Source organism: Streptosporangium sp. NPDC051023 (assembly GCF_040689595.1).
Classification (GTDB): Bacteria; Actinomycetota; Actinomycetes; order Streptosporangiales; family Streptosporangiaceae; genus Streptosporangium.
Window position 1 is genome coordinate 1 of the sequence record NZ_JBFBCE010000092.1, and the last position, 20,217, is coordinate 20,217.

The following is a 20,217-nucleotide window of genomic DNA, read 5'->3' on the forward strand; positions in this document are numbered from 1 at the left end:
GCCGAGGACCCCGAGCAACTCGGCTGGCTGCTGGGCTACTCCCCCTATCACCGGGTCGAGGACGGGCGCCGGGGAGAGGCGGACGGCGCGGGTCAGCTGCTGATGTCCTTGCCGGTGAAGCGGGCCCACGCGACCGAGCCGAAGACCACGATGTACGCGGCGAAGACCAGCAGCCCCTGCCCCATGTCCCCGGTGGCGACCGGATCGCGCAGCACCGCGTCGAAGCCGCCCCACCAGTGGGTCAGCAGGTACGGCTGGAGCACCGAGAGCTGCGGGATGACGCCGAGCACCTGGGCGACGATGACGAGCACCACGGTGGAGGCGATGGCGCCGACCGCCACCTCGGTCAGCGTCGAGAACGCCAGGGCGACGGCGGCCAGGGCGGCCATGCCCGCCGTGACGTACAGCACGACGAGCCCGATCCGCAGCAGGCCGTCGACCAGGGGGATCGTCCCCCCGGACAGCAGGGTGATCGGGCCCGCGGGGAACAGCACCAGCCCGGCGATCAGCGCGGACAGCGCGATCACGCTGACGGCCGCCAGGCAGAAGACGACGGCGTTGGCGTACTTGACGGCCAGCAGCCGGGTCCGGCCCGCAGGAGCCGCCAGCAGGTAGCGCAGCGTGCCGATGCCCGCCTCCCCCGCGATCGAGTCCCCGCCCACGACCGCGACCGCGACGGGCAGCAGGAGCTGCACGAGGAGGGAGAGCGCGGCGAAGGTGAGGAACAGCCCGTTGCCGGTGATCCGGGTGAAGATGGCCGGGCCGCCGCCGTCACCGTCGCCGGACCCGGCGAACGCCCGCAGCGCGACCCCGATCAGCACCGGGATCAGGGCGAGCACGGCCAGCATGGCGATGTTCCTCGGACGGCGGAAGGTCAGCCCGACCTCCGAGGCGAGCAGCCGCAGCAGCGCCCTGGGCGCGCTCACCGCCCGCCCGCCGACGGCGGGACCCGAGACCGCTCGCGCGCCGGGCGCGGGATCCGAGGCGGCCCGCGCGCCGATGGCGGACGCCCCCGGCTCCTCACCCGCATGGGCCCCGGCGTCCCTGATGTCCCCGGCGTCCTTGATGTCCTCGGTGCCGATGGACATGACCTCTCTCCCGCTAACCGTCGACATCGAAACCCTCCCCGGTCAGTCCGACGAACATGTCCTCGAGGCTCGGCCGCTGTACGGCCAGGCCCCGCACCGCGACACCACCCGCGACCAGCTCCGCGCAGACCCGTTCCGCGGCCTCCGCGCCGAGCTCGGCGCTCGCCTCGCCCTCGCCGGTCCTGACTCCGGACAGCCCCAGGGCCGCCAGTACGTCCGCCGCCTCCGCGGCGTCCGGCGTCTCGACCCGGATCCTGACCGCCTCACCGGCCCTGAGCCCGGCGATGGGCCCCTGGGCGACCAGCCGCCCGGCCCGCATGACCGCGACGTGGGAGCACATCTGCTCGATCTCGGCCAGCAGGTGGGAGGAGACGAACACGGTCGTCCCCTCCTGCGCGATCTCCTTGACCAGGGCGCGCACCTCGCGGGTGCCCTGCGGGTCGAGCCCGTTGGTCGGCTCGTCGAGGATCAGCAGTTCCCTCGGCCCCAGCAGCGCGCCGGCGATCGCCAGCCGCTGGCGCATGCCGAGGGAGTAGGCCCGGTAGCGCTTGCCCGCGGCGGCCGCCAGCCCCACCCTGTCGAGCGCGTGCCCGATCCTGGCCGTGGCCGTACGGGGGTCGGCCGCGGGATCGGCCGCGTCGTAGCGGCGCAGGTTGGCCTCGCCCGACAGGTAGGGGTAGAAGGACGGCCCCTCGACCAGCGCGCCGACCCGGGACAGCACGGCCCCCGGCCCGTCCGCCATGGGGGTGCCGAGCAGCTCCCAGCTTCCCGCGGACGGGGCGATCAGGCCGAGCAGCATACGGATGGTCGTGGTCTTCCCCGAGCCGTTCGGGCCGAGGAAACCGAAGACCGCGCCTCTGGGCACGGCCAGGTCGAGACGGTCGACGGCCACCTGGCCGCCCCTGAATCGTTTGGTCAGGCCGCGGGTGACGATCGAGCAGTCCTCCGCGGGGGGCGTCGAGGCGTCCGAGGCCGCGGAGGCCGGGGCGGGGGGCGTCGACTCCTGGACGGTCAGCACGGGTCTCCCATCGTTTTCTGTGTTCCGCGACGCGCGCGCGGCCGTCGGCCGTGCACGGCGTTCCGCGAGGCGGCGGGCGGGGGCGCCGCACGCGACGCCCCCGGGCTCTCCTCGAACCCCGCGCCGCGGGTCACGCGGGCGCGTTCCCCCCGGCCGGCCGCCAGGAGCCACGCGTCTCCCGGCATCTCGCTCATTTCTTCCCGGCCGCCTCTGCCAGCTTCTCCGGGGTGACCGCGCCGACCAGCAGGCGGCCGTCGTCGGTCAGCAGCGCGGAGACCAGCTTGGTCTGGACGACCCTGCCGGTGCCCCAGGTCCCGCTGATCGGCTTGGCGGACCTCAGCAGGGCCTGGACGATGGCGTTCACGTCCTGCCCCGACCGCCCGCCGCCCTGGCGCTGCTCCTGGTCCTGCCCCTGTGCAGGCTGCGCCGTGAGGGCGTCGCCGGAGAAGGGAAGCACCGCCACGGAGGTCCAGCCCTCGCCGACGGTCTTGACCCCGCCCTTCAGCGCCTGCGCCCTGTCGTGCTCGGCCTCGAGCCTCTCACCGGATTCGCCGAGCGTCTGCTCCACGACCCTCGCGCCCGCGGGCGGCGTGAAGGTGAAGTTACCTGCGGCGGGCGGGGTGAACGTGACCGAGGTGAAGCCGATCTCGAAGGCGGGCTCGGCCGCGCTCCTGGCGTAGACCTGGACCCGCAGCGGGACCAAGGTCTCCCCGTCGAGCGCCAGCTTGACCTCCTTGATCAGGGACGCGCTGTCCTTCGGGGCGAGGACGAGCTGGTAGGCCGGGCGGTCGGCGACCCTCTCCGTGCTGGTCACGCTCACCGTGGTGTCCGCGCCGGTCCTCTTCAGCAGCTCCTGCGCGACCTGCTGCGGGGTGGTCGCCGTCGGCAGCGCCGTCGCCGGCCTGTCGTGCGCCAGCCCGTCTGCGCCCTTGATCCGGGTGGCCCTGTTGGCGTCGCTCTCCCACAGCCAGGTCTGGTCCCCGTTGGCGATCAGGTCGGTCTCGCTCATCCGCCCGGGCAGGGCGAGCCTGATCCGGTCGGCGCCGCCGTACCAGACCTTGAGCTCGTGCGAGCCCGCCAGCAGCGCCGCGGGGGAGGATCCGCCGACACCCGCGACCTCGGGCAGCCCCGGCAACCCCAGGGAGGCGGTCTGGATGACGGTTCCCGACATGGGCTTCGCGCCCGCCCGTGCGGCCTGGACGGCGTCGGCGAGCAGTTGCTGGGCGGTGCGGTCCGGCAGCGTGGGTTCGCCCTGGACCGCGGCGATGACCGGGCCCGCGCCGAGAGCCCCCGCGACCACCGCGATCGCGGCGACGGGAACGCCCCATCTCATCACGCGGCTCCGCCCCGTTGGCTGTCTCGTTCGCTCTGACATGTCACTCCTTCACGGTATTGCGTCAATCGCTGTCTTTCGCAGCTTGCGTGAACGGTCCTGTGCCGGAGCTGAGACAAACTGAGAGGACTCACAGGGTTCTCAGCGACCTCTCAGGCCCGCTGGCCGAAGATGGGGCGAGCGGTGAAGGTGGTGGGAGATGCGGGTTCTCGTGGTGGAGGACGAGCGGCGGATGGCCGCGGCGCTCCAGCGCGGGCTGCAGGCCGAGGGGTTCGCGGTCGACCTCGCGCACGACGGCGAGGAGGGGCTGCACCTGGCCAGGCACGGCGACTACGACGTGGTCGTGCTGGACATCATGCTGCCCAGGATCTCCGGCTACAACGTCTGCAAGCAGTTGCGGGCCGAGGAGAACTGGGTGCCGATCCTGATGCTGTCCGCGAAGGACGGCGAGTACGACATGGCGGACGGGCTCGACCTCGGCGCCGACGACTACCTGACCAAGCCGTTCTCCTACGTCGTGCTGGTCGCCAGGCTCAGGGCGCTGCTGCGCCGGGGCGCGAACCGGCGTCCCGCCGTGCTGCAGGCCGGGGACCTGGCCCTCGACCCCGCACGGCGGCGCGTCTCCAGGGGGCAGCAGCCGATCGAGCTGACTCCCAGGGAGTTCGCGCTCCTGGAGTACCTGATGCGCCGTCATGACGAGGTGGTCTCCAAGTCCGAGATCCTGGAACACGTGTGGGACACCTTCGACACCGATCCGAACGTGGTCGAGGTCTACGTGGGCTACCTGCGCCGCAAGATCGACGTGCCGTTCTCGAGGAACGCGCTGCAGACCGTGAGGGGAGCCGGGTACCGGCTGACGGGCGATGGCGGCTGACCCGCTCCTACAGGGAACGCGGCGCACGGTCGGCTGGTGGCGGCGTAAGAGCCTGCGGTTCCGGCTGACCGCGGTGGCCTCGGCCGTGCTCGCGTTCGCCCTGTTCGTCTCGGCCTACGTGATGATCGGCGTGCTCGGCCAGGCCCTGCTCACCACCATCGACGACGTGATCTACCAGCGGGCGCGGGACACGGTCTCGCTGGCCGACGCGGGGCGGCTGCCGGACGAGATGACCACGCCGGACGGCACGCTGCTGCAGGTGATCGACGGCGCGGGGCGGATCACCCACGCGACCACCGGCACCGACCGGCTGGTGCCGCTGCTGGGCGCGCGAGAGCGGGCCGCGGCGATCGCCAGGGGCAGGGCCAGGTTCCTGGACGGTGAGCCGTACGGGATCCCGCACGTGCTTCGGGTACGGGTGCTCAGCGCGGACCGGGGGCAGACGGTGATCGCCGCTCGTCCCTTCAGCGAGGTGGAGACCAGCCTCAGCACGGCCGGTCACGTGCTGATCATCGGCACGCCGCTGTTGCTGGTGCTGCTCGCGGGAGCCAGCTGGGTGATCATCGGCCGGACGCTGCGTCCCATCGCCGCGCTGCGCCGGGGCGCGGGAGAGATCACCGACACCGCCCGGTCGAGGCGCCTGCCGGTGCCCGAGGCGCGCGACGAGGTGCACAGCCTCGCCACCACGCTCAACGACATGCTGGCCCGTCTCGAGGAGGCCGACGCGCGCCAGCGGTCCCTGGTCTCCGACGCGGCGCACGAACTGCGCAGCCCGCTGGCCAGCATCCGGCTCCAGTTGGAGGTCGCGCTCGGCCATCCCGAGGGACAGGAGTGGCGGGAGACGGCCGAGGGCGTGCTCGAGGACACCATGCGCCTGGCCAGGCTGGCCGAGGACCTGCTGGCCCTGGCCAGGCTGGACGAGCGCGGCGGACCTGGCCGCAGGGAGCCGGTCGAGTTGGACCAGCTGGTCCCGCAGACCGCGGAACGGTACGGCGAGGCCGTCACGGTGCGGATCCCCGGCCCCGCCTCCGGGCCGGGAGAGGGGCAGAAAAACCCGGAGGGCGGGGCGGTCGTGGTGACGGGCGACGCCCTCGACCTGGGACGGGTCCTGGTCAACCTGGTGGACAACGCGCTGCGGCACACGACGGCCCAGGTGATGGTCGAGCTGCGCACCGAGGGGGCGGACGCGGTGCTGACCGTCACCGACGACGGACCCGGCATTCCCGAGCCGGACAGGGAACGGGTCTTCGACCGCTTCACCCGCCTTGACAGCGCGCGCAGCCGTGACGAGGGCGGCGCCGGGCTCGGTCTGGCGATCGTCAGGGAGACGGTCAACGCCCACGGTGGCGCGGTGCACCTCGAGGACGCCTCGCCCGGTTTGCGGGCTGTCGTACGACTTCCGCTATCTTGACCGAGGCTTGCCCGTCAGGTGATTGGCCGGGCGTGTTCCCGGCCCTAGCGTCGCTTCCATGACTTCCGCTGACGGCGGCGAGCGGGAGCTGATCCTGCGGGTCGCGACCAAGCTCTTCGCCGCCCTCGGCTACGACGGAACCTCGACCGACCAGATCGCCGAGGCCGCCGGGCTGGACGTCGCCACGCTCAAGAAGAGCTTCGGCACCAGGCGGGAGCTGTACCTCGCGGTCATGGAGCGCGCCCACCTGGCCGAGTCCGCGGGGCTGGAGAGGTCGGTCGCGGAGATCGCCACCGCGCCGCCCGGGCAGGCCACGGCGGCCCTGCACCGCCTCGTCGACGACTACATCGACTTCTGCGCCCAGAATCCCGAGGTTCCCGCGCTGTGGGTGCACCGCTGGCTGTCCGACGCCAGCGACGTCACCGAGCTGGAACCGCGGTACGTCCAGCCACTGGTCCAGTTCGTCACCGACGCCCTCGAACCCATCACCCATGACTCCCCCGACATGAGGTTCGTGATCTGGACGGTGATCTGGTCGACGCACGCCTTCTCACGCGGCGGGGTGCTCGACGAGAACGGCGAGCGCCGCGGCCCCGAGGACCCGGAGACCCTGCGCAGGTTCCGCGCCCACATGCACAAGATGGTGCACTGCACCCTCGGCCTGCCGGGAAACCCTCCCTGACCGGCGGCCAGGAGACCCGGCCGGTCGCGCCGCGGAAACGGCGGACCATCCGGGAAGATTGTCCGATTCACGGCCTTTTGTATGACTTCCGCTATCTTGACCGAGGCTTGCCCGTCAGGTGATTGGCCCAGGCGTGTTCCCGGCCCTAGCGTCGCTTCCATGACTTCCGCTGACGGCGGCGAGCGGGAGCTGATCCTGCGGGTCGCGACCCGGCTCTTCGCCGCCCTCGGCTACGACGGAACCTCCATCAGCCAGATCGCCGAGGCCGCGGGACTGGACGTCGCCACGATCAACGAGAACTTCGGCGGCAAGCGGGAGCTGTATCTCGTGGTCATGGAGCACGCCGCCCTGGCCGAGCTGGCCTGTTTCGAGACCTCGATCGCGGATATCTCCAGGGAGCACCTCGGTGATCCGGTACGGGCCGTGCACCGCCTCCTCGACGGCTACATCGACTTCTGTGTCCAGAACCCCGAGATCACGGCGCTGTGGGTGCACCGCTGGCTGTCCGACGCCAGCGACATCACCGACCTGGAACGGCGGTACGTCCAGCCGATGGTCCGGCTCATCGCCGAAACCCTCGAATCCCTGAGCGCGGGTTCCGGTGACGTGATGTTCGTGATCTGGACGGTGACATGGACGGCCCACGCCTTCTCCCGCAGCGGGGTGCTCGACCGGGAGGGCAACCAGCGGGGCGCGGACGACCCGGAGACCCTGCGCGGGTTCCGCGCCCACATGCACAAGATGGTGCACTGCACCCTCGGCCTGCCGGGAAACCCTCCCTGACGCGAGGCGGTCCCGGCCCGCTCCCCGTCCGCCGTCCACGGCCCACTCCGGAGTCACGGGCGAGATAACAAATCAATTTACTCCGGTAATGATATTGCGGTAAGCACGCCGCCGGTTGACGATGGGGACGCTTACCTTGTGCGCTCCTCCCCGGGGCACCGGGTCCTCCCGCGGACGGAACCGTCGGCATGGGCGAGACACCCGTCCCGGGCCTCGCGGGGCGGGCAAGGACCCGGCGAACCCGCTGGGCAGCAGGACTTCACGAAAGGCGAGGTGCGCCCCCGCCTCGCGATCGGGCCACCCGTTCCCCCCGCGGGTGGCCCGATCCCATCTGCGCCGGCCGTCGGCTTCTCCCGGGCGGTCGCCCCGCGCGGCCTGCCCGTTATCCGCGCAGTCTGGAGACGACGGCGAGGGCGTCACGGGCCGAGGCCGCGTCGTGCACCCGGAAGACCCGGGCGCCCTGCCACGCGGAGACGGCCAGGGTGGCCATGGTCCCGGCGTGGCGCTCGTCGACCGGGAGGCCTCCGAGGGTCTCTCCGACGAAGTCCTTGTTGGAGACGGCGACGAGCACCGGCCAGCCGGTCGCGACCATCTCGTCCAGGCGGCGGCTGACCTCCAGCGAGTGCCAGGTGTTCTTGCCGAAGTCGTGCGCGGGGTCGATGAGAACCGACTCCCTGGCGACCCCCGCGGCGACCGCGCGCTCGGCGAGGCCGACGGTGTGGCCGATGACGTCGGCGACCACGTCGTCGTAGGCGAGGCGGTGCGGGCGGGTGCGGGGCACGACGCCTCCCGCGTGCGCGCAGACCAGTCCGATGCCGTGCTTGGCGGCGACCCCGGCCAGGCCGGGATCCACTCCGCCCCAGGTGTCGTTGAGCAGGTCGGCGCCCGCCTCCGCGACGACCTCGCCGACCTCGGCGCGCCAGGTGTCGACGCTGATGACCAGCTGGGGATGACGGTCCCTGACCGCCGCGACCAGGTCGGCCACCCTGCGGATCTCCTCTGCGGGGTCCACCTCGTCGCCCGGGCCCGCCTTGACACCGCCGATGTCCACGATGTCCGCGCCGCCGGCGACGGCCCCGTCGACCGCGTCGAGGGCCGCCTGGAAGCCGTAGGTCCTCCCTCTGTCGTAGAAGGAGTCAGGGGTGCGGTTGACCACCGCCATGATCGCGAATTCGCCGGGCCGGAACTCACGGCCGCGCAGGCGCAAGATAGTCATCGGTACCGAGCCTATCGGGCCGGTGCCGGAGAGGCGGGCGCTCCCACCTGCGCCGCCTCTGTGGGAAAAACGTGGGAACTACGGTGTCTCTCCAGGGGTTCTCAGGCGGCCGACCCACCTTCGGCGACCGTGAGGAACTCCTGGGCGATGGCGGGCAGCCGCCGTCGCGCGTGGATGAGGGCGATCACCCGGCGGACCGAGGGGTCGAGGGAGCGGACCACCAGCCCGGCTCTGGCTGCCTGCTCGGCCATCCCTCGGTACCACAGCAGGGAGGCCGCGCCGGAGCGGACCGTGTTGAGCCAGTTGCCGCGCTCGTCGAGCTGTACGGCAGGCACAGGGGTGATGCCGTACTTGGCGAACAGCGCGTCGAACTCCCTACGGCGCGCGCTGCCTGGAACGGGCATGACGAGTCGCATGCCGTTGAGCCTGTTCATCGGGACCGGGTCGGGCAGGTTCAGGCCGGGCGGGGAGATCAGCACGATCTCCTGACGCTCCAGCGGATGGCTGACCAGGTCGGCGGGGACGGGCAGGTCTGTCAGGCCAAGATCGGCCCGCTGGTCCCTGATGGCGTTCACCACGCCGTCCCGTCCGTCGCAGCGGACGATGTGCACGCGCACCCCAGGATGTTCGGCGGTGTAGGCGGGAAGGAGACGTCCGGCCAGCCCCGGCTCGAGGCTAGGGGTCGAGGCGATGCGCAGTTCGGCGTCGGCCTGATGGCCGTGCGTCGACAACGCCTCGATCTCCTTGACGGCGTCGAGCGCCTCCCTGGCCAGCTTGACCACCCGGCGCCCCTGCGCCGTGACGACCACGCCGCGCCCGGATCGGGCGAACAACGTCATTCCCAGCTCACGTTCCAGGTCTCTGATCGCACGGGAAAGCGCAGGCTGCGCAATGTACAACGACCTGGCCGCGTCGGTCATGGTGCGGTGCTCCGCCGTCGCGACCACATAGCGGAGCTGCTGCAGATTCATGACTTCGAAGCTAGGACACAGCCCCCGGCGCGGTCCTGCACATCGCGGAGATCACCTTGGACGATTTCGGAATGTAATCAGATATAGCGACATCCGTGACGGGTGATAAATCAGTATGCTTACGCCCCAAATTCGACAAAGGTCCGGTCCTTCTTGGTGCATCGGACGCTCGGGTTAACGGGGAGACAGAGTGACAGGCAACGGGCAGTATCCTCCACAGCCACCTCCACCTCAGGGGCATCCGCATCCCGTCCAACCGCCGCCCGCCTGGGCCTCCCCCCCGCCGCAGGGACCGCCTCAGGGGGCACCGCAGGAGCATTCCCCGCAGGGGGCACCGTGGGGGCACCCGCCCCAGGCGCCCCAGGCGCCCCAGGCGCAGGCCTACCCGCCCGCCGCCCCGCCCCCTTCCGGGCAGGGATACCCGCCGGGATACGGTTATCCGCCCCCCGTTCCGGGCGGACCGCAACCGCAGCCGAATCATGGGTACCCGCGGCAGGGGGCGCCGCAGCCAGGTCCCGGACAGGGGTACCCGCAGCAGCCGCCTGCGCCGCAGGGCCATCCGCCGCTGCAGGGCTACCCGCAGCAGCCACCACCTCCGCAGGGCTACCCGCCCCAGGCTCCCCCCATGCCGGGATACCCGGCCCAGCCGCCCGCGCCTCAGGGCTACCCGCAGCAGCCGCCTCCGGGGCAGGCCTACCCACCACCCCAGGGACAGCCCCCGCAGCCTCCCCCGGGACAGGGATATCCCCTGCCCCAGGGGCAGGGGCCGTACGGCCCGCGGCAGCCGCAGGGAATCCCCCCGCAGGGACGGCCCGCCTACCCGCAGGCCCCGTGGCAGCCACCGCGCCAGCGCTCGGGGGGCGGCGCGGCGGTGGTCGTCGGGAGCGTCTTCGGCGTGATCGCGCTGGTCTTCGTCGGGCTCGTGGTGGTCGGGGCGATCATCAAGAGCAACCACCGCATGGAGCCGATGTCGCCGATCGCGTTCCCCACCTATACGCCGCAAACCCCTTACGACCCGCCCACGAGCAGGCCAAGCTACCTGGAGACGGCCGAGCCGACCCCGACCGCGAGCGAGTCGCCCTCCCCCGAGCAGACGAGCACGGTCGCCCCTCCCCGGCAGCAGGTCCTGAACACCACCCTGGAGAACAACACCGTCTACCGGGCGGGCGCGCTGCCCAAGGTGAGCTGCCCGGTCGGCTCGCCCAGCATCTACAGCCACAGCCAGCTCAAGGCGCTGATCCTGAAGACCTCCAGATGCCTGGACAAGGGCTGGTCGGAGATCCTGAGGAAGGAGGGCATCGCCTGGCACAGGCCCGGCTACGCCATCACCGCCGGCAAGGGGCGCGGCGCGTGCGGGGACTTCCCCAGCATCGGCAGCACGGTGCCGTACTACTGCCCGCGCAACACCACCATCTACGCCTCGACCGGCGCCATGAGCAAGGGGGTCGGCAACGCCGTCGGGTACGGCCAGATCGTCAGCTGGCACGGCGCGATCATCAGCATGATGGCCCACGAGTACGGCCATCACGTGCAGCAGCTCTCAGGCCTGTCGGAGACCCGGTGGCAGCGATCCGAGCGCTCGTCGAGCACGAGCGGCAAGCTCACGCTCAGCCGCAAATTCGAGCTTCAGGCCACCTGTTTCGGCGGGATGTTCATGCGCTCGGTCTCGGCCACCTACCCGGTCACCCCGGCCAAGCGCAACACGCTCTACTACTTCTACACGCGGGTCGGGGACTGGCCTGGCTACCCTCGCGACCACGGGTCGCTCGCGAACAACAACCGCTGGTTCCGCCAGGGCTACGAGAAGAACAAAGTCTTCCAGTGCAACACCTGGCTGGCCCCGTCTTCTACGACGTCATAGCTTAAATGCTCATTAACCTGAGTTTGGTTGTCTGTCTGCCATGTCCATGTATGGGGCTAGAATCCTGCCAATTCCGTGTAATCGGGGGACCTCGGCCGTTTTACCAGGTGGACCGGGGTAGGACGCAGTAGGAAGCGGTGTGAGCATGCGCCTTGGGCAAGGCTCGGGGGATTCTGCCGGCGAGGACGGGAAACGGCGCATCCCGCGGCACGAGACGGAAGGCGGCGCCGATCCCGGCACACCGCCCTCCTCCGGCGTGCCTGCCGGACAGGCGCAGGAGGCCGGCCCGCCCGGTGAGGGCGGGCGAGCACGGGACGCCGGGGCGCCCGGCCCCGCCCAGGCATCCGGCCCCGCGCAGGGGCACGACCCGGCCCAGACATCCGGCCCCGTCCAGGCGGCGCACGGGCCCGCGCAGGACGGCGGGCCGGGAGCGGCGGACGGCGCGGGGGGCGGCGCGGGGGGCGGCGCGGGGCAGACCGGCAACGCGGTGCCGCCGCCCGCCGAGGGCGGTGGCGCGCCAGCCGCTCCCCCGCCCTCCGGTCACGCTCCCGGCAAGCAGCTCAGGTTCGCCAAGCCGCTGACGACCGCCTCGCTCATCGGCTGGACCGGCCTGTCGGTGCTCCTGCCCGGCGCGGCCCACCTGCGCGCGGGGCGCCGCCGTACCGGCTACGCCCTGATCGGCGCCTTCGGCGTGCTGCTGGTCGCCGCGGTGGTGGCCGCCTTCGTCATCTCCGAGAACACGGGGTTCCTGGCGCGGGACAACACGCTGCTGGCCGGGGCGATCCTCTCGGGGGTCGGCGCGGTCGCCTGGTTCCTGCTGGTGCTCTCCTCCTACATCTCCCTGCGCCCCAAGCGGCTCACCGGCAGGGGCCAGATCGTCTCCGGCGTCGCGATCGGCGTACTGTGCGTCGCCGTGATGTCGCCGTTCGCACTGGCGGCCAGCGCCGTGCTGACCGTCAAGGACGCGGCCAACACCATCTTCGAGAGCTCGGCCGGCAACCCGACCGTGGTCCCCGTCAAGCACGACGACCCGTGGAACGGGCGCGAGCGGGTGAACTTCCTGCTCGTCGGCGGCGACGGCGCGGGTAACAGGGAGGGCATCAGGACCGACAGCATGACCGTGGCCAGCGTGCACGTCGCGACCGGCAACACGGTCATGTTCAGCCTGCCCCGCAACCTGCAGCACGTCCGCTTCCCACCGGACACCGCGCTTGGCAGGCAGTTCCCCAACGGCTTCATGCGCGAGCTGCCCAACGGCGGCCTGCTCAACGAGGTGTGGCAGTACGGCGAGGAGCACCCGGAGGTCGTCCAGGGCAAGGACGGGCAACGGGGCCCGAAGGCGCTCATGGAGGCCATCGGTTACACCCTCAACCTGAAAATCGACTACTACGCCCTGATCAACATGTTCGGCTTCGCCCACCTGGTCGACGCCATCGGCGGGCTGAAGATCCGGGTGGAGAAGGACGTGCCGTGGGGCGGCCTCTACGGCACCGCGGGCACGATCAAGGCCGGTTACCGGACGCTGTCGGGCGAGGAGGCCCTCTGGTACGGCCGCTCCCGGGTCGGCAGCGACGACTTCTCCCGGATGAGCCGTCAGCGCTGCGTGATCGGCGCCTTCGCGCAACAGGCCACCCCCTCGGTCGTGCTGACGAACTTCGTCAAGATCGCGAACGTCGCCAAGCGGATGGCCAAGACCGACATCCCTCGCGAACTGCTCGACCCGCTGACCGGCCTGGCCCTCAAGGTCAAGAACGCCAGGATCACCAGCCTCCAGTTCGTGCCGCCGGAGTTCTACTCCGGCTCCCCCGACTGGCAGAAGATCCGCGCCGCGACCGCCAAGGCTCTGCGCCAGTCCGCCCAGCCCGCCCGGCGCGCCCAGGCCGCGGGGGTGACGGCCTCGCCGGACACGAGCGGCGCGACGCCGACCCCCTCCGCCACCGGGACGGTGCGTGCCATGCCGCACCAGACACCGCACCAGACACCGAGCCAGACACCGACCAGGAACGGCGGTGGCGCCAAGTCCCTGGGCGAGCTCTGCGGTTTCTGACCCCGCTTCCCGCCCGTGCCGACCGGGCGGCGCCGCCCTCAGCCGAGCGGCGCCGCCCCACCGGCCCGGGCGGTCCGTGGCAGCAGGGCGAAGGCCCCGAGGTAGAGCACGCCCGCCACGACCAGCAGGGCCTGGTAACCGATGACCAGCGCCAGGTACTCCAGGCAGCCGCCGACCATCGCGCCCAGCAGGTTCGCGCCGAAGGCCGTCGTGCCGTCCGCGGAGTCGGCGAAGCGCCTGGCGAACACCACGTTCGCCACGAAGATCGGCAGGAACGCCACGACCACGGCGACCACCGCCCGCAGCGGCAGCGGCAGGCCGAGCAGCCAGGAGACGGGCACCAGCCAGGCCAGCGCGAGGCCGCACAGGAGCACGCCGTACATGACGGGCAGGGGCGGGGTCCTGAAACGGCGCGTCACCTCGACCGCGGCGAGCACGGCGGCCAGGACCCCGGCGAACACGATCGCGTTCACCACCCAGGTCGTGCCGAACAGCAGGGCGAACCCGGTCACGCTCTTGGTCTCCAGCAGCATGAACGCCACGCCCAGCAGGAACAGGTCGGTGTAGGGGCGCATCCGCCGGTACGGCCCGGCGACCGCGCGGACCGCGAGCGCGCTCACGAGCAGGATCAAGCCGAGGGTGACGAGGTAGATCTGCGGGACGGCCCGGTCCTTCAGGTAGAGGAAGGGCCGATCGTCGCTGGCGGGCTGCGGGGTCGCGGCGTTCGCGCCCGCCCATCGCGTGCCGCAGGTCTGCGCCTCCTCGGTGAGCCCGGCGGTGATCACCGCCTGCTGGCCCGCCTGGCTGACGATGTCGACGCACGGCCTGTGGCCGAAGGCGGCCTGCGCGGTCGCGGCGAGCCGATCGACCAGCCAGCTCTCCCGGTAGTAGTTGTACATGGAGAAGGTTCCGCCCGGCTTGAGGTGGTCCCTGGCCGCCTCCATGGCCTGCCGGGTGAACAGGTAGCTCTCAAGGCGCAGCGAACTGGCCCCGGAGACCAACGTGAGCGAGTCGGGCAATGCGAAAAGGATCAGGTCGTATCTGCCCGCCGTACGCTCGAGGAAGGCGCGGCCGTCGGTGACGACGGTGGTGACCCGCGGATCGTCGTACGGCCGGTCCGGATGGTGGATCCCGCCGAGCTCGCGGAGCCTGGGGTCGATCTCGACCGCGTCCACGTGCCTGGCGCCCTTGAGCAGCGCGATCGCCACATCCGTTCCGCTGCCCGCGCCGACGATCAGCACGTCGCCCGGCCTGCGCCCGCCCGCCCGCTCGTACGGCAGGGCGTACTGCCGCTCCCACTCCAGACGGTTTGCCGCGGGAACGGCCTGCTGGTGCGGGATGCCGTTGACCTGGATGTCCATTATCGGAACCCCGTGCCAGTCGAAGCGGTTGTAGGTCACCTTGTAGTACGGCGACCACACGGCGCCCGCGGTCAGCGTCTCGACCGCGAGCGCCCCGACGACGACCAGCGTGGGGATGGCCAGGGCGACCCGTCCCCCGAGCGTGCGCGGCCACAGCAGTGCCGTGTAGGCGAGCGCGGCGACCGCTCCCCAGACGACCGGCGGCGCGCCGAGGAAGGACAGCCCGGTGAACAGCCCGATGCCGGCGAGACTGCCGAGCAGGTCGTAACGGTAGGCCTCGAGGCGGCCGAGCTCGGGGAAGCAGCGCCCGACCAGCTCTGCGGGCCCCATCAGCACGACCGCGGCCGCCGTGAAGACCACCGGCAGGATCAGCCACGGCGGCGGCCCCGTCGTGGCCAGGCTGGTCCAGTACAGAACGCCCTCGGTCTGCCGGTCGACGGTGACCGGGAAGATCAGGACGACCAGCACGAGGACGGCCAGCGTGATCGGCGAGTAGTACGGCACGCGCGCCGTGCGCCCGACCCTGAGGAAGCCGAGCCCGATGCCGAGGAACGACCCGAGCAGGACGAAGTTCGTGAAGTAACTCAGATGCACGATGTTCGATCCGGTCCACCGGATCAGCGCGAGCTCGAGGAACAACATGAACGCGCTGGCCACGACCAGCCTGGGCCGGGTGCCCAGCCAGTGGGGCGATCGGACATCGGGACACGAGTATGGCGTCGTCTCCGCCGCTGCGGTCATGTCCTCCAACGCTAGCGATCGGCAACGTCCGGGGAAAGAAAATCAACCCCGGCGATTTGAGGGATTTGGAAGGCATAAGCCCTGGTCCGAGGCATTTTTGACGGCTGGACGAGGCCGATGCGGATGCAGGAACGTGGTGGAGTTCGATCGATCCCCTCGAGCCTCGGTGGTGCACCATGCGAGTCCTGATCCAGCTCCGCCCATCTCCCGACGTCGTCGCGGCCGTGGCCGACCCGGGGGTGACCGCGACCACGGCCGATGTCTCCGACGGCCTGCCCGGCGTCGTCCTGGACCACTCCTTCACCCCGGTCGCGGTCCCCCGCCCGCTGCCCGCCGCCGGGGGCGACCCCCTGTCCCTGAACCAGGCGCTGACCTTCTCCCTGGCCGCCGAGCACGCCTCGGTCCTGGTCCGCGGCGAGATCTCCGACGACGAGCTGTCCACCAGGCTCGCCCTGCTGCCCGGCACGCGCTCCGACGTGGTGGGGGTGCACGCCGATCCGGTGATCGAGTCGAGCCTCACCTGCGGCGGCGACGCCCCCGTCGGCGACTGGCACGACGTCGAGCGGCTGCTGCGCGTCGCGGAGCTCAGGGCGGAGGGCCTGGACGGGTCGGGTGTCGCCCTGGCGATCGTGGACACCGGCATCAACGCGGCACACGTCGCCCAGCGCATCGGCCACAACCCGACCGTGGACGTCCGCGACAGCTGGAACCCCTCGGGGGTGACCGGCAGCGCGGGTCAGTTCCGGGTCGACCACGGCACGATGTGCGCCTTCGACACGCTGATCGGCGCCCCGAGGGCGTCGCTGATCGACATCCCCGTGCTGCTGTCGCGGCGCCCCGGCGGCTCAGCCATGGACGGCCTGCTGTCGGACGCGGTCGCGGCCTTCGCCCACCTGCGGACCGTGCTGGACGCCCAGCCCGCGGCGACCCGGTCCCTGATCGTCAGCAACAGCTGGGGCTCCTTCTCACCCCGATGGGACTTCCCCGTCGGCCACCCCGGCAACTACTCCGACAACGCGGCCCACCCGTTCAACCTGATCATCTCCAGTCTCGAGCAGGCGGGCGCCGACGTGCTGTTCGCCGCGGGCAACTGCGGGCGCGAGTGCAGAGACAGCCGGTGCGCCTACCCCGACCGGCCGATCGGGGGCGCCAACTCCCACCCGCGCGTGCTGTCCATCGGCGGCGTGGACACCACGGGCGAACGGGTCGGATACTCCTCCCAGGGGCCGGGCCGCCTCACTCTCCGCAAGCCGGACGTCTGCGCCTACACCCACTTCTCCGGGTCCGGGGCCTTCGGCGACGACGAGCCCGACTCGGGCACCTCGGCAGCCTGCCCGGTCGCGGCCGGCCTGGTCGCCGCCATCCGCACCCGCTGGCCCGCCTCCGCGCTGTCCCCCTCCCAGCTCCGCTCCCTGCTGCGCCGTACCGCGGAGGACCGGGGCGGCGTCGGATTCGACTACGACTACGGCTACGGCGTGCTCGATGTCTCGGGGATCCTCTCCTCGTTGCGGCGCAGGGAACTGCGCGTAGCGTGAGGACATGGTTCTCATCACCGTACGGCTCCCGTCCCAGGCGACGCTCGAGCAGGCCATACACCGCCTGGACCTCCGGGAGGAAGAGGTCGACACCGGCTACGGCCTGGTGCTCATCGACCCGGACCAGGGCCTGTACGGCCTGCGCGTGACCGAGGCGGCCGCCCGCCGGATCGACCCCGCGGCGGGCGGCGGGCCGTACGCCGATCCTCGGATCGAGCCGTACGGCCCCCCGCGGTAGACGGGAGAGGGTTCGCGATCATCGCCCGGCGTTCCCGAGCGATCAGCCGTCATGCCGGCCTGTTTTCCCGCGAATCACCTCCCCTCTCCCCTCGGAACCGCGCAGAAAAATTCACCCGAAAACAGAAAGCCATCCTTAAGTCAGAGGAAAAGACAACCGGAAAACGCTCCATCGGTCATCCCGTTCACGGGAGCGCCTTTCCAATGGCAGCGACAACCGCTTGAAAAGCGTAGGACTCACGAGATCCATACCGCCCGCTCCCTCCCGGTGACACCACCCCTCCAGGTTTATTTTCGGCACCGGCGGGGGCCGTTTGCTGTCTTTTCCGCCCGCTGATCGTCGTGCACTCTTGGTCCGTGGAACCCGGCACCGGCGAATTCCCCGCCGACTCGCCGGAAAAGCATTCACCACGACCCTGGAGGAGAAATGACCTCGAACGACGCACGGCGCGGCGAAGCACGATTACCGAAGGCGGTGCGCGCGATCGTCGCGGCGGCTCTGGTGCTGGCCGGGCTGGGCACGGCCAGCCCCGCCTCCGCCGCGGAGGTGAAGTGCGGCGACGTGGTGACCTCGAACGTGACCCTGACCGCCGACCTCACCTGCCCCGGCACCGCGCTGACCGTCGGCGCCGACAACGTCGTCATCGACCTCGCGGGCCACACCGTCAGCAGCGACGGCAGCGGCAACGGCACCATCGACATCGGCAACCGGCGCAACGCGGTGATAGACAACGGCGCGGTCTACGGTTCCCCCAACGCGATCTACTCCAGAGGGCGCGGCTGGAGTCTGGCGACGGTGGTGACGATCACCCGGACCCGTCTCGGCAGGGTGTTCATCACCGGCGGTGGCGCGAAGATCAGCGGCACCCCGGAGACCTGCCTCCTGGGCGCCGGCGTCTGGGCCGAGAGCGGCACCATGACCATCGAGGGATGCGAGGTACGCGACAGGCTGCTCTTCCGCCAGGTCAGCGTGGACATACGATCCAGCAGGCTGAGCCACGGCAACCTGCAGTTGATAGAGTCCGGCGGCACCCACAGCGGCAACGTCTTCGACGGCTTCCCCATCTCGATAAACGAGCTGTCCGGGGGCAACCTGTTCACCGACAACGTCGTCAAGAACGCGGAAACCGCCTTCTACTTCGGCTGGCCGACGGTTTCGAACAGAACCAACACGATCCAGAACAACGTCATCAGGAACAACGGCACCGGCGTCGTGGCCAAGGACGTCACCGGCTACACCATCAAGAACAACCAGTTCATCAGCAACCGCAGGGCGGGCATCGACATCGACAACAGCATCCCCCGCGACAACAAGGAGTGGATCTCCGACAACGTCTTCACCGGCAACGGCCGTTCGCCCGGCGAGACCAGGACGGGACTGGGCGGCATCTACATCCGCACCGTCTCCACGTCCAAGATCAACCTTGCCCGCAACACCGGCAGGTTCAACGCCGGGTACCTCATCTGGGCACCCCCCGGCCAGGTCGTCGACGGCGGCGGGAACAAGGGCCCCTGCGGCCCCACCCCCAACCCCGACCTGAAATGTGAGTAGCCCCTCCTCTCACCGGGCCGGCCCGTCCTCGCGTCACCACTCTCCCCTATCCGTCCGGTGAGGCCGCGCGGGCGCCCACCGGCACCCGCGCGGCCAGATGCCCCCGCCCACCCAGGCCGTGGAACGGCGCCGTCCACGACGGCGTCTCCGGCAGGCCCGCCGGCACCGTCTCCCGGACTCACCCGCGGCACCCGCGGTGATCGTCTAAGGTCTTCTCCTCCCGTCGATCTTCGTGCACTCTTGGTCCGTGACTCCGGCACCGGTGAATTTCTCACTGGTTATCCGGAAAAAGCAGTCAGTGCGACATCGGAGGATCAGTGACCTCGAACCACAGGCCGCGCGGCGGAGCACGATTACCGAAGGCGGTGCGTGCGGTCGCCACGGCGGCCCTGGTGACGGCGGGGCTGGGCGCGGCCTCCCCCGCCTCCGCCGTACCGGGCCCGGCGTCCGCGACGGAGGTGAAGTGCGGCGCCGTGGTGACCTCCGACGTGACCCTGACCGCCGACCTCACCTGCCCTGGCACCGCGCTGACCGTCGGCGCCGACAACGTCGTCATCGACCTCGCGGGCCACACCATCAGGGGCCCAGGTTCACCGGGAAGCGGCATCGAGGTCGGGAACCACTCAAACACGGTGGTGGACAACGGCACCATCTCCGGCTTCTTCAGCGGGATCTCAGCCACCGGTTCGACCGCGAGAGGGACGGGCACAGGACTGACGGTCATCCGGACGCGCTTCACCGACAACGCGAAGGTGCGCCTGACCAACGTCTCTGCCTCGTTCAGCGGAAGCCAGCAGACCTGCGCCCTGGAAGGCCTCTCGGCGGTGAAGTCCACGGTCACCGTCGACAACTGCACGGTCCACAACGGGATCGTGCTCGACCAGACCCGCGGCACGATCCGGTCCAGCGCTCTGACCAGCGGCGCCCTGCAACTGGAGGAGTCAAGCGGCGGCCTCTACAGTGGCAACGTCTTCGACAACTTCGGCATCTCGCTGCTGAAGCCGTCCACCCGCAACCTGTTCGTCGACAACACCATGAAGAACACGGCGACCGCCATCTCCGGCAACACGCCGCAGGCCCCAGAGACGACCAACACGTTCAAGGACAACGTCATCCGGGACAACAACGTCGGTTTTAGGGGCTACGACTCCACCGGCTATGCGATCAGGCAGAACCGGTTCACCGGCAACCGCACCGTGGGCATCCTCATCGACAACAAGGCCGACCGCGACAACCCGGAGTGGATCTCCGACAACGTCTTCACCAACAACGGCCGCTCGCCCAACGGGATCAGGGACCGCGACGGCAACCCGGTCCGGGGCGGCATCCACATCCGCACCGTACCCGGTTCCAGGATCGGCTTGGCCCGCAACACCGGCGCGTCCAACGTCGGCCCCCTGATCTGGGTGCCCGAAGGCCAGATCATCGACGGCGGCGGCAACCAGGGGCCCTGCGCGCCTGTCAACCCCGACCTGAAATGCGACTAGTCCCTCCCCAGAGGGTGGTT

General features: G+C 70.7%; 16 protein-coding genes. 10 read left to right on the forward strand and 6 right to left on the reverse strand.

The window, feature by feature from the left end; all coding sequences use genetic code 11:
- Window positions 1–92: 92 nt before the first annotated feature.
- The 3 genes from AB0395_RS39360 to AB0395_RS39370 form a co-directional block, all read right to left on the reverse strand.
- Window positions 93–1,088, reverse strand: coding sequence for an ABC transporter permease (locus AB0395_RS39360; protein WP_366290493.1), 996 nt, complete (start codon window positions 1,086–1,088; stop codon window positions 93–95).
- A 13-nt stretch (window positions 1,089–1,101) separates the two neighbouring features.
- Window positions 1,102–2,106, reverse strand: a complete 1,005-nt coding sequence (locus AB0395_RS39365; RefSeq protein ID WP_366290496.1) for an ABC transporter ATP-binding protein — start codon at window positions 2,104–2,106, stop codon at window positions 1,102–1,104.
- Between the two features lie 190 nt (window positions 2,107–2,296).
- Entirely contained in the window at window positions 2,297–3,439 is a 1,143-nt protein-coding gene (locus tag AB0395_RS39370; RefSeq protein WP_366290499.1) for a DUF2092 domain-containing protein, read from the reverse strand.
- 199 nt (window positions 3,440–3,638) lie between these two features.
- On the opposite strand from AB0395_RS39370, the gene AB0395_RS39375 reads away from it, so the two are divergent.
- The 4 genes from AB0395_RS39375 (at window position 3,639) to AB0395_RS39390 (ending at window position 7,189) form a co-directional block, all read left to right on the forward strand.
- Complete coding sequence (locus tag AB0395_RS39375) at window positions 3,639–4,313, forward strand: response regulator transcription factor (protein WP_366290501.1); 675 nt, start codon at window positions 3,639–3,641, stop codon at window positions 4,311–4,313.
- The gene (locus AB0395_RS39380; RefSeq protein WP_366290504.1) at window positions 4,303–5,724 is read left to right on the forward strand and encodes an ATP-binding protein; all 1,422 of its coding nucleotides are present in this window, start codon (window positions 4,303–4,305) and stop codon (window positions 5,722–5,724) included. Before AB0395_RS39375 ends, AB0395_RS39380 begins: the two co-directional genes overlap by 11 nt.
- Window positions 5,725–5,782: 58 nt before the next feature.
- Entirely contained in the window at window positions 5,783–6,406 is a 624-nt protein-coding gene (locus AB0395_RS39385) for a TetR/AcrR family transcriptional regulator (protein WP_366290507.1), read from the forward strand.
- A gap of 159 nt (window positions 6,407–6,565) precedes the next feature.
- Window positions 6,566–7,189, forward strand: a complete 624-nt coding sequence (locus AB0395_RS39390) for a TetR/AcrR family transcriptional regulator (RefSeq protein WP_366290510.1) — start codon at window positions 6,566–6,568, stop codon at window positions 7,187–7,189.
- Window positions 7,190–7,571: 382 nt separating this feature from the next.
- Here AB0395_RS39390 and folP read toward each other — a convergent pair whose 3' ends face one another.
- Window positions 7,572–8,405: a dihydropteroate synthase gene (gene folP, locus AB0395_RS39395; RefSeq protein WP_366290513.1), complete on the reverse strand. Its 834-nt coding sequence runs from the start codon at window positions 8,403–8,405 to the stop codon at window positions 7,572–7,574.
- 101 nt (window positions 8,406–8,506) lie between these two features.
- A complete protein-coding gene (locus AB0395_RS39400; RefSeq protein WP_366290515.1) occupies window positions 8,507–9,376 on the reverse strand; it encodes a LysR family transcriptional regulator in 870 nt (289 codons plus the stop codon).
- Window positions 9,377–10,001: 625 nt separating this feature from the next.
- On the opposite strand from AB0395_RS39400, the gene AB0395_RS39405 reads away from it, so the two are divergent.
- Both AB0395_RS39405 and AB0395_RS39410 read left to right on the forward strand, forming a co-directional pair.
- Window positions 10,002–11,237 (forward strand): neutral zinc metallopeptidase, encoded by a 1,236-nt coding sequence (locus AB0395_RS39405; RefSeq protein ID WP_366290518.1) that lies wholly within the window; start codon window positions 10,002–10,004, stop codon window positions 11,235–11,237.
- Between the two features lie 145 nt (window positions 11,238–11,382).
- Window positions 11,383–13,284, forward strand: coding sequence for an LCP family protein (locus AB0395_RS39410; RefSeq protein WP_366290588.1), 1,902 nt, complete (start codon window positions 11,383–11,385; stop codon window positions 13,282–13,284).
- Window positions 13,285–13,322: 38 nt separating this feature from the next.
- On the opposite strand, the gene AB0395_RS39415 is transcribed toward AB0395_RS39410, so the two are convergent.
- Window positions 13,323–15,386 carry a spermidine synthase gene (locus tag AB0395_RS39415; RefSeq protein WP_366290520.1) on the reverse strand — a complete coding sequence of 688 codons (2,064 nt, stop codon included), beginning with the start codon at window positions 15,384–15,386 and terminating at the stop codon, window positions 13,323–13,325.
- Between the two features lie 176 nt (window positions 15,387–15,562).
- Here AB0395_RS39415 and AB0395_RS39420 point away from each other — a divergent pair, with 176 nt between their 5' ends.
- The 4 genes from AB0395_RS39420 to AB0395_RS39435 all read left to right on the forward strand — a co-directional run bounded on the left by AB0395_RS39420 (window position 15,563) and on the right by AB0395_RS39435 (window position 20,197).
- Window positions 15,563–16,921, forward strand: a complete 1,359-nt coding sequence (locus tag AB0395_RS39420; protein WP_366290522.1) for a S8 family serine peptidase — start codon at window positions 15,563–15,565, stop codon at window positions 16,919–16,921.
- A 4-nt stretch (window positions 16,922–16,925) separates the two neighbouring features.
- Window positions 16,926–17,159, forward strand: a complete 234-nt coding sequence (locus AB0395_RS39425) for a hypothetical protein (protein ID WP_366290525.1) — start codon at window positions 16,926–16,928, stop codon at window positions 17,157–17,159.
- Between the two features lie 426 nt (window positions 17,160–17,585).
- Window positions 17,586–18,710: a right-handed parallel beta-helix repeat-containing protein gene (locus AB0395_RS39430; RefSeq protein WP_366290528.1), complete on the forward strand. Its 1,125-nt coding sequence runs from the start codon at window positions 17,586–17,588 to the stop codon at window positions 18,708–18,710.
- Between the two features lie 317 nt (window positions 18,711–19,027).
- Window positions 19,028–20,197 (forward strand): right-handed parallel beta-helix repeat-containing protein, encoded by a 1,170-nt coding sequence (locus tag AB0395_RS39435; protein WP_366290530.1) that lies wholly within the window; start codon window positions 19,028–19,030, stop codon window positions 20,195–20,197.
- Window positions 20,198–20,217: the final 20 nt, after the last annotated feature.

What these genes read in the sequence shown, in the direction of transcription:
- AB0395_RS39360 (WP_366290493.1), bottom strand. Translation starts at nt 1,088, where the DNA reads ATGTCCATCGGCACCGAGGACATCAAGGACGCCGGGGACATCAGGGAC.
- AB0395_RS39370 (WP_366290499.1), bottom strand. Translation starts at nt 3,439, where the DNA reads ATGAGATGGGGCGTTCCCGTCGCCGCGATCGCGGTGGTCGCGGGGGCT.
- AB0395_RS39375 (WP_366290501.1), top strand. Translation starts at nt 3,639, where the DNA reads ATGCGGGTTCTCGTGGTGGAGGACGAGCGGCGGATGGCCGCGGCGCTC.
- AB0395_RS39380 (WP_366290504.1), top strand. Translation starts at nt 4,303, where the DNA reads ATGGCGGCTGACCCGCTCCTACAGGGAACGCGGCGCACGGTCGGCTGG.
- AB0395_RS39385 (WP_366290507.1), top strand. Translation starts at nt 5,783, where the DNA reads ATGACTTCCGCTGACGGCGGCGAGCGGGAGCTGATCCTGCGGGTCGCG.
- AB0395_RS39390 (WP_366290510.1), top strand. Translation starts at nt 6,566, where the DNA reads ATGACTTCCGCTGACGGCGGCGAGCGGGAGCTGATCCTGCGGGTCGCG.
- folP (WP_366290513.1), bottom strand. Translation starts at nt 8,405, where the DNA reads ATGACTATCTTGCGCCTGCGCGGCCGTGAGTTCCGGCCCGGCGAATTC.
- AB0395_RS39400 (WP_366290515.1), bottom strand. Translation starts at nt 9,376, where the DNA reads ATGAATCTGCAGCAGCTCCGCTATGTGGTCGCGACGGCGGAGCACCGC.
- AB0395_RS39405 (WP_366290518.1), top strand. Translation starts at nt 10,002, where the DNA reads ATGCCGGGATACCCGGCCCAGCCGCCCGCGCCTCAGGGCTACCCGCAG.
- AB0395_RS39410 (WP_366290588.1), top strand. Translation starts at nt 11,383, where the DNA reads ATGCGCCTTGGGCAAGGCTCGGGGGATTCTGCCGGCGAGGACGGGAAA.
- AB0395_RS39415 (WP_366290520.1), bottom strand. Translation starts at nt 15,386, where the DNA reads ATGACCGCAGCGGCGGAGACGACGCCATACTCGTGTCCCGATGTCCGA.
- AB0395_RS39420 (WP_366290522.1), top strand. Translation starts at nt 15,563, where the DNA reads ATGCGAGTCCTGATCCAGCTCCGCCCATCTCCCGACGTCGTCGCGGCC.
- AB0395_RS39425 (WP_366290525.1), top strand. Translation starts at nt 16,926, where the DNA reads ATGGTTCTCATCACCGTACGGCTCCCGTCCCAGGCGACGCTCGAGCAG.
- AB0395_RS39430 (WP_366290528.1), top strand. Translation starts at nt 17,586, where the DNA reads ATGACCTCGAACGACGCACGGCGCGGCGAAGCACGATTACCGAAGGCG.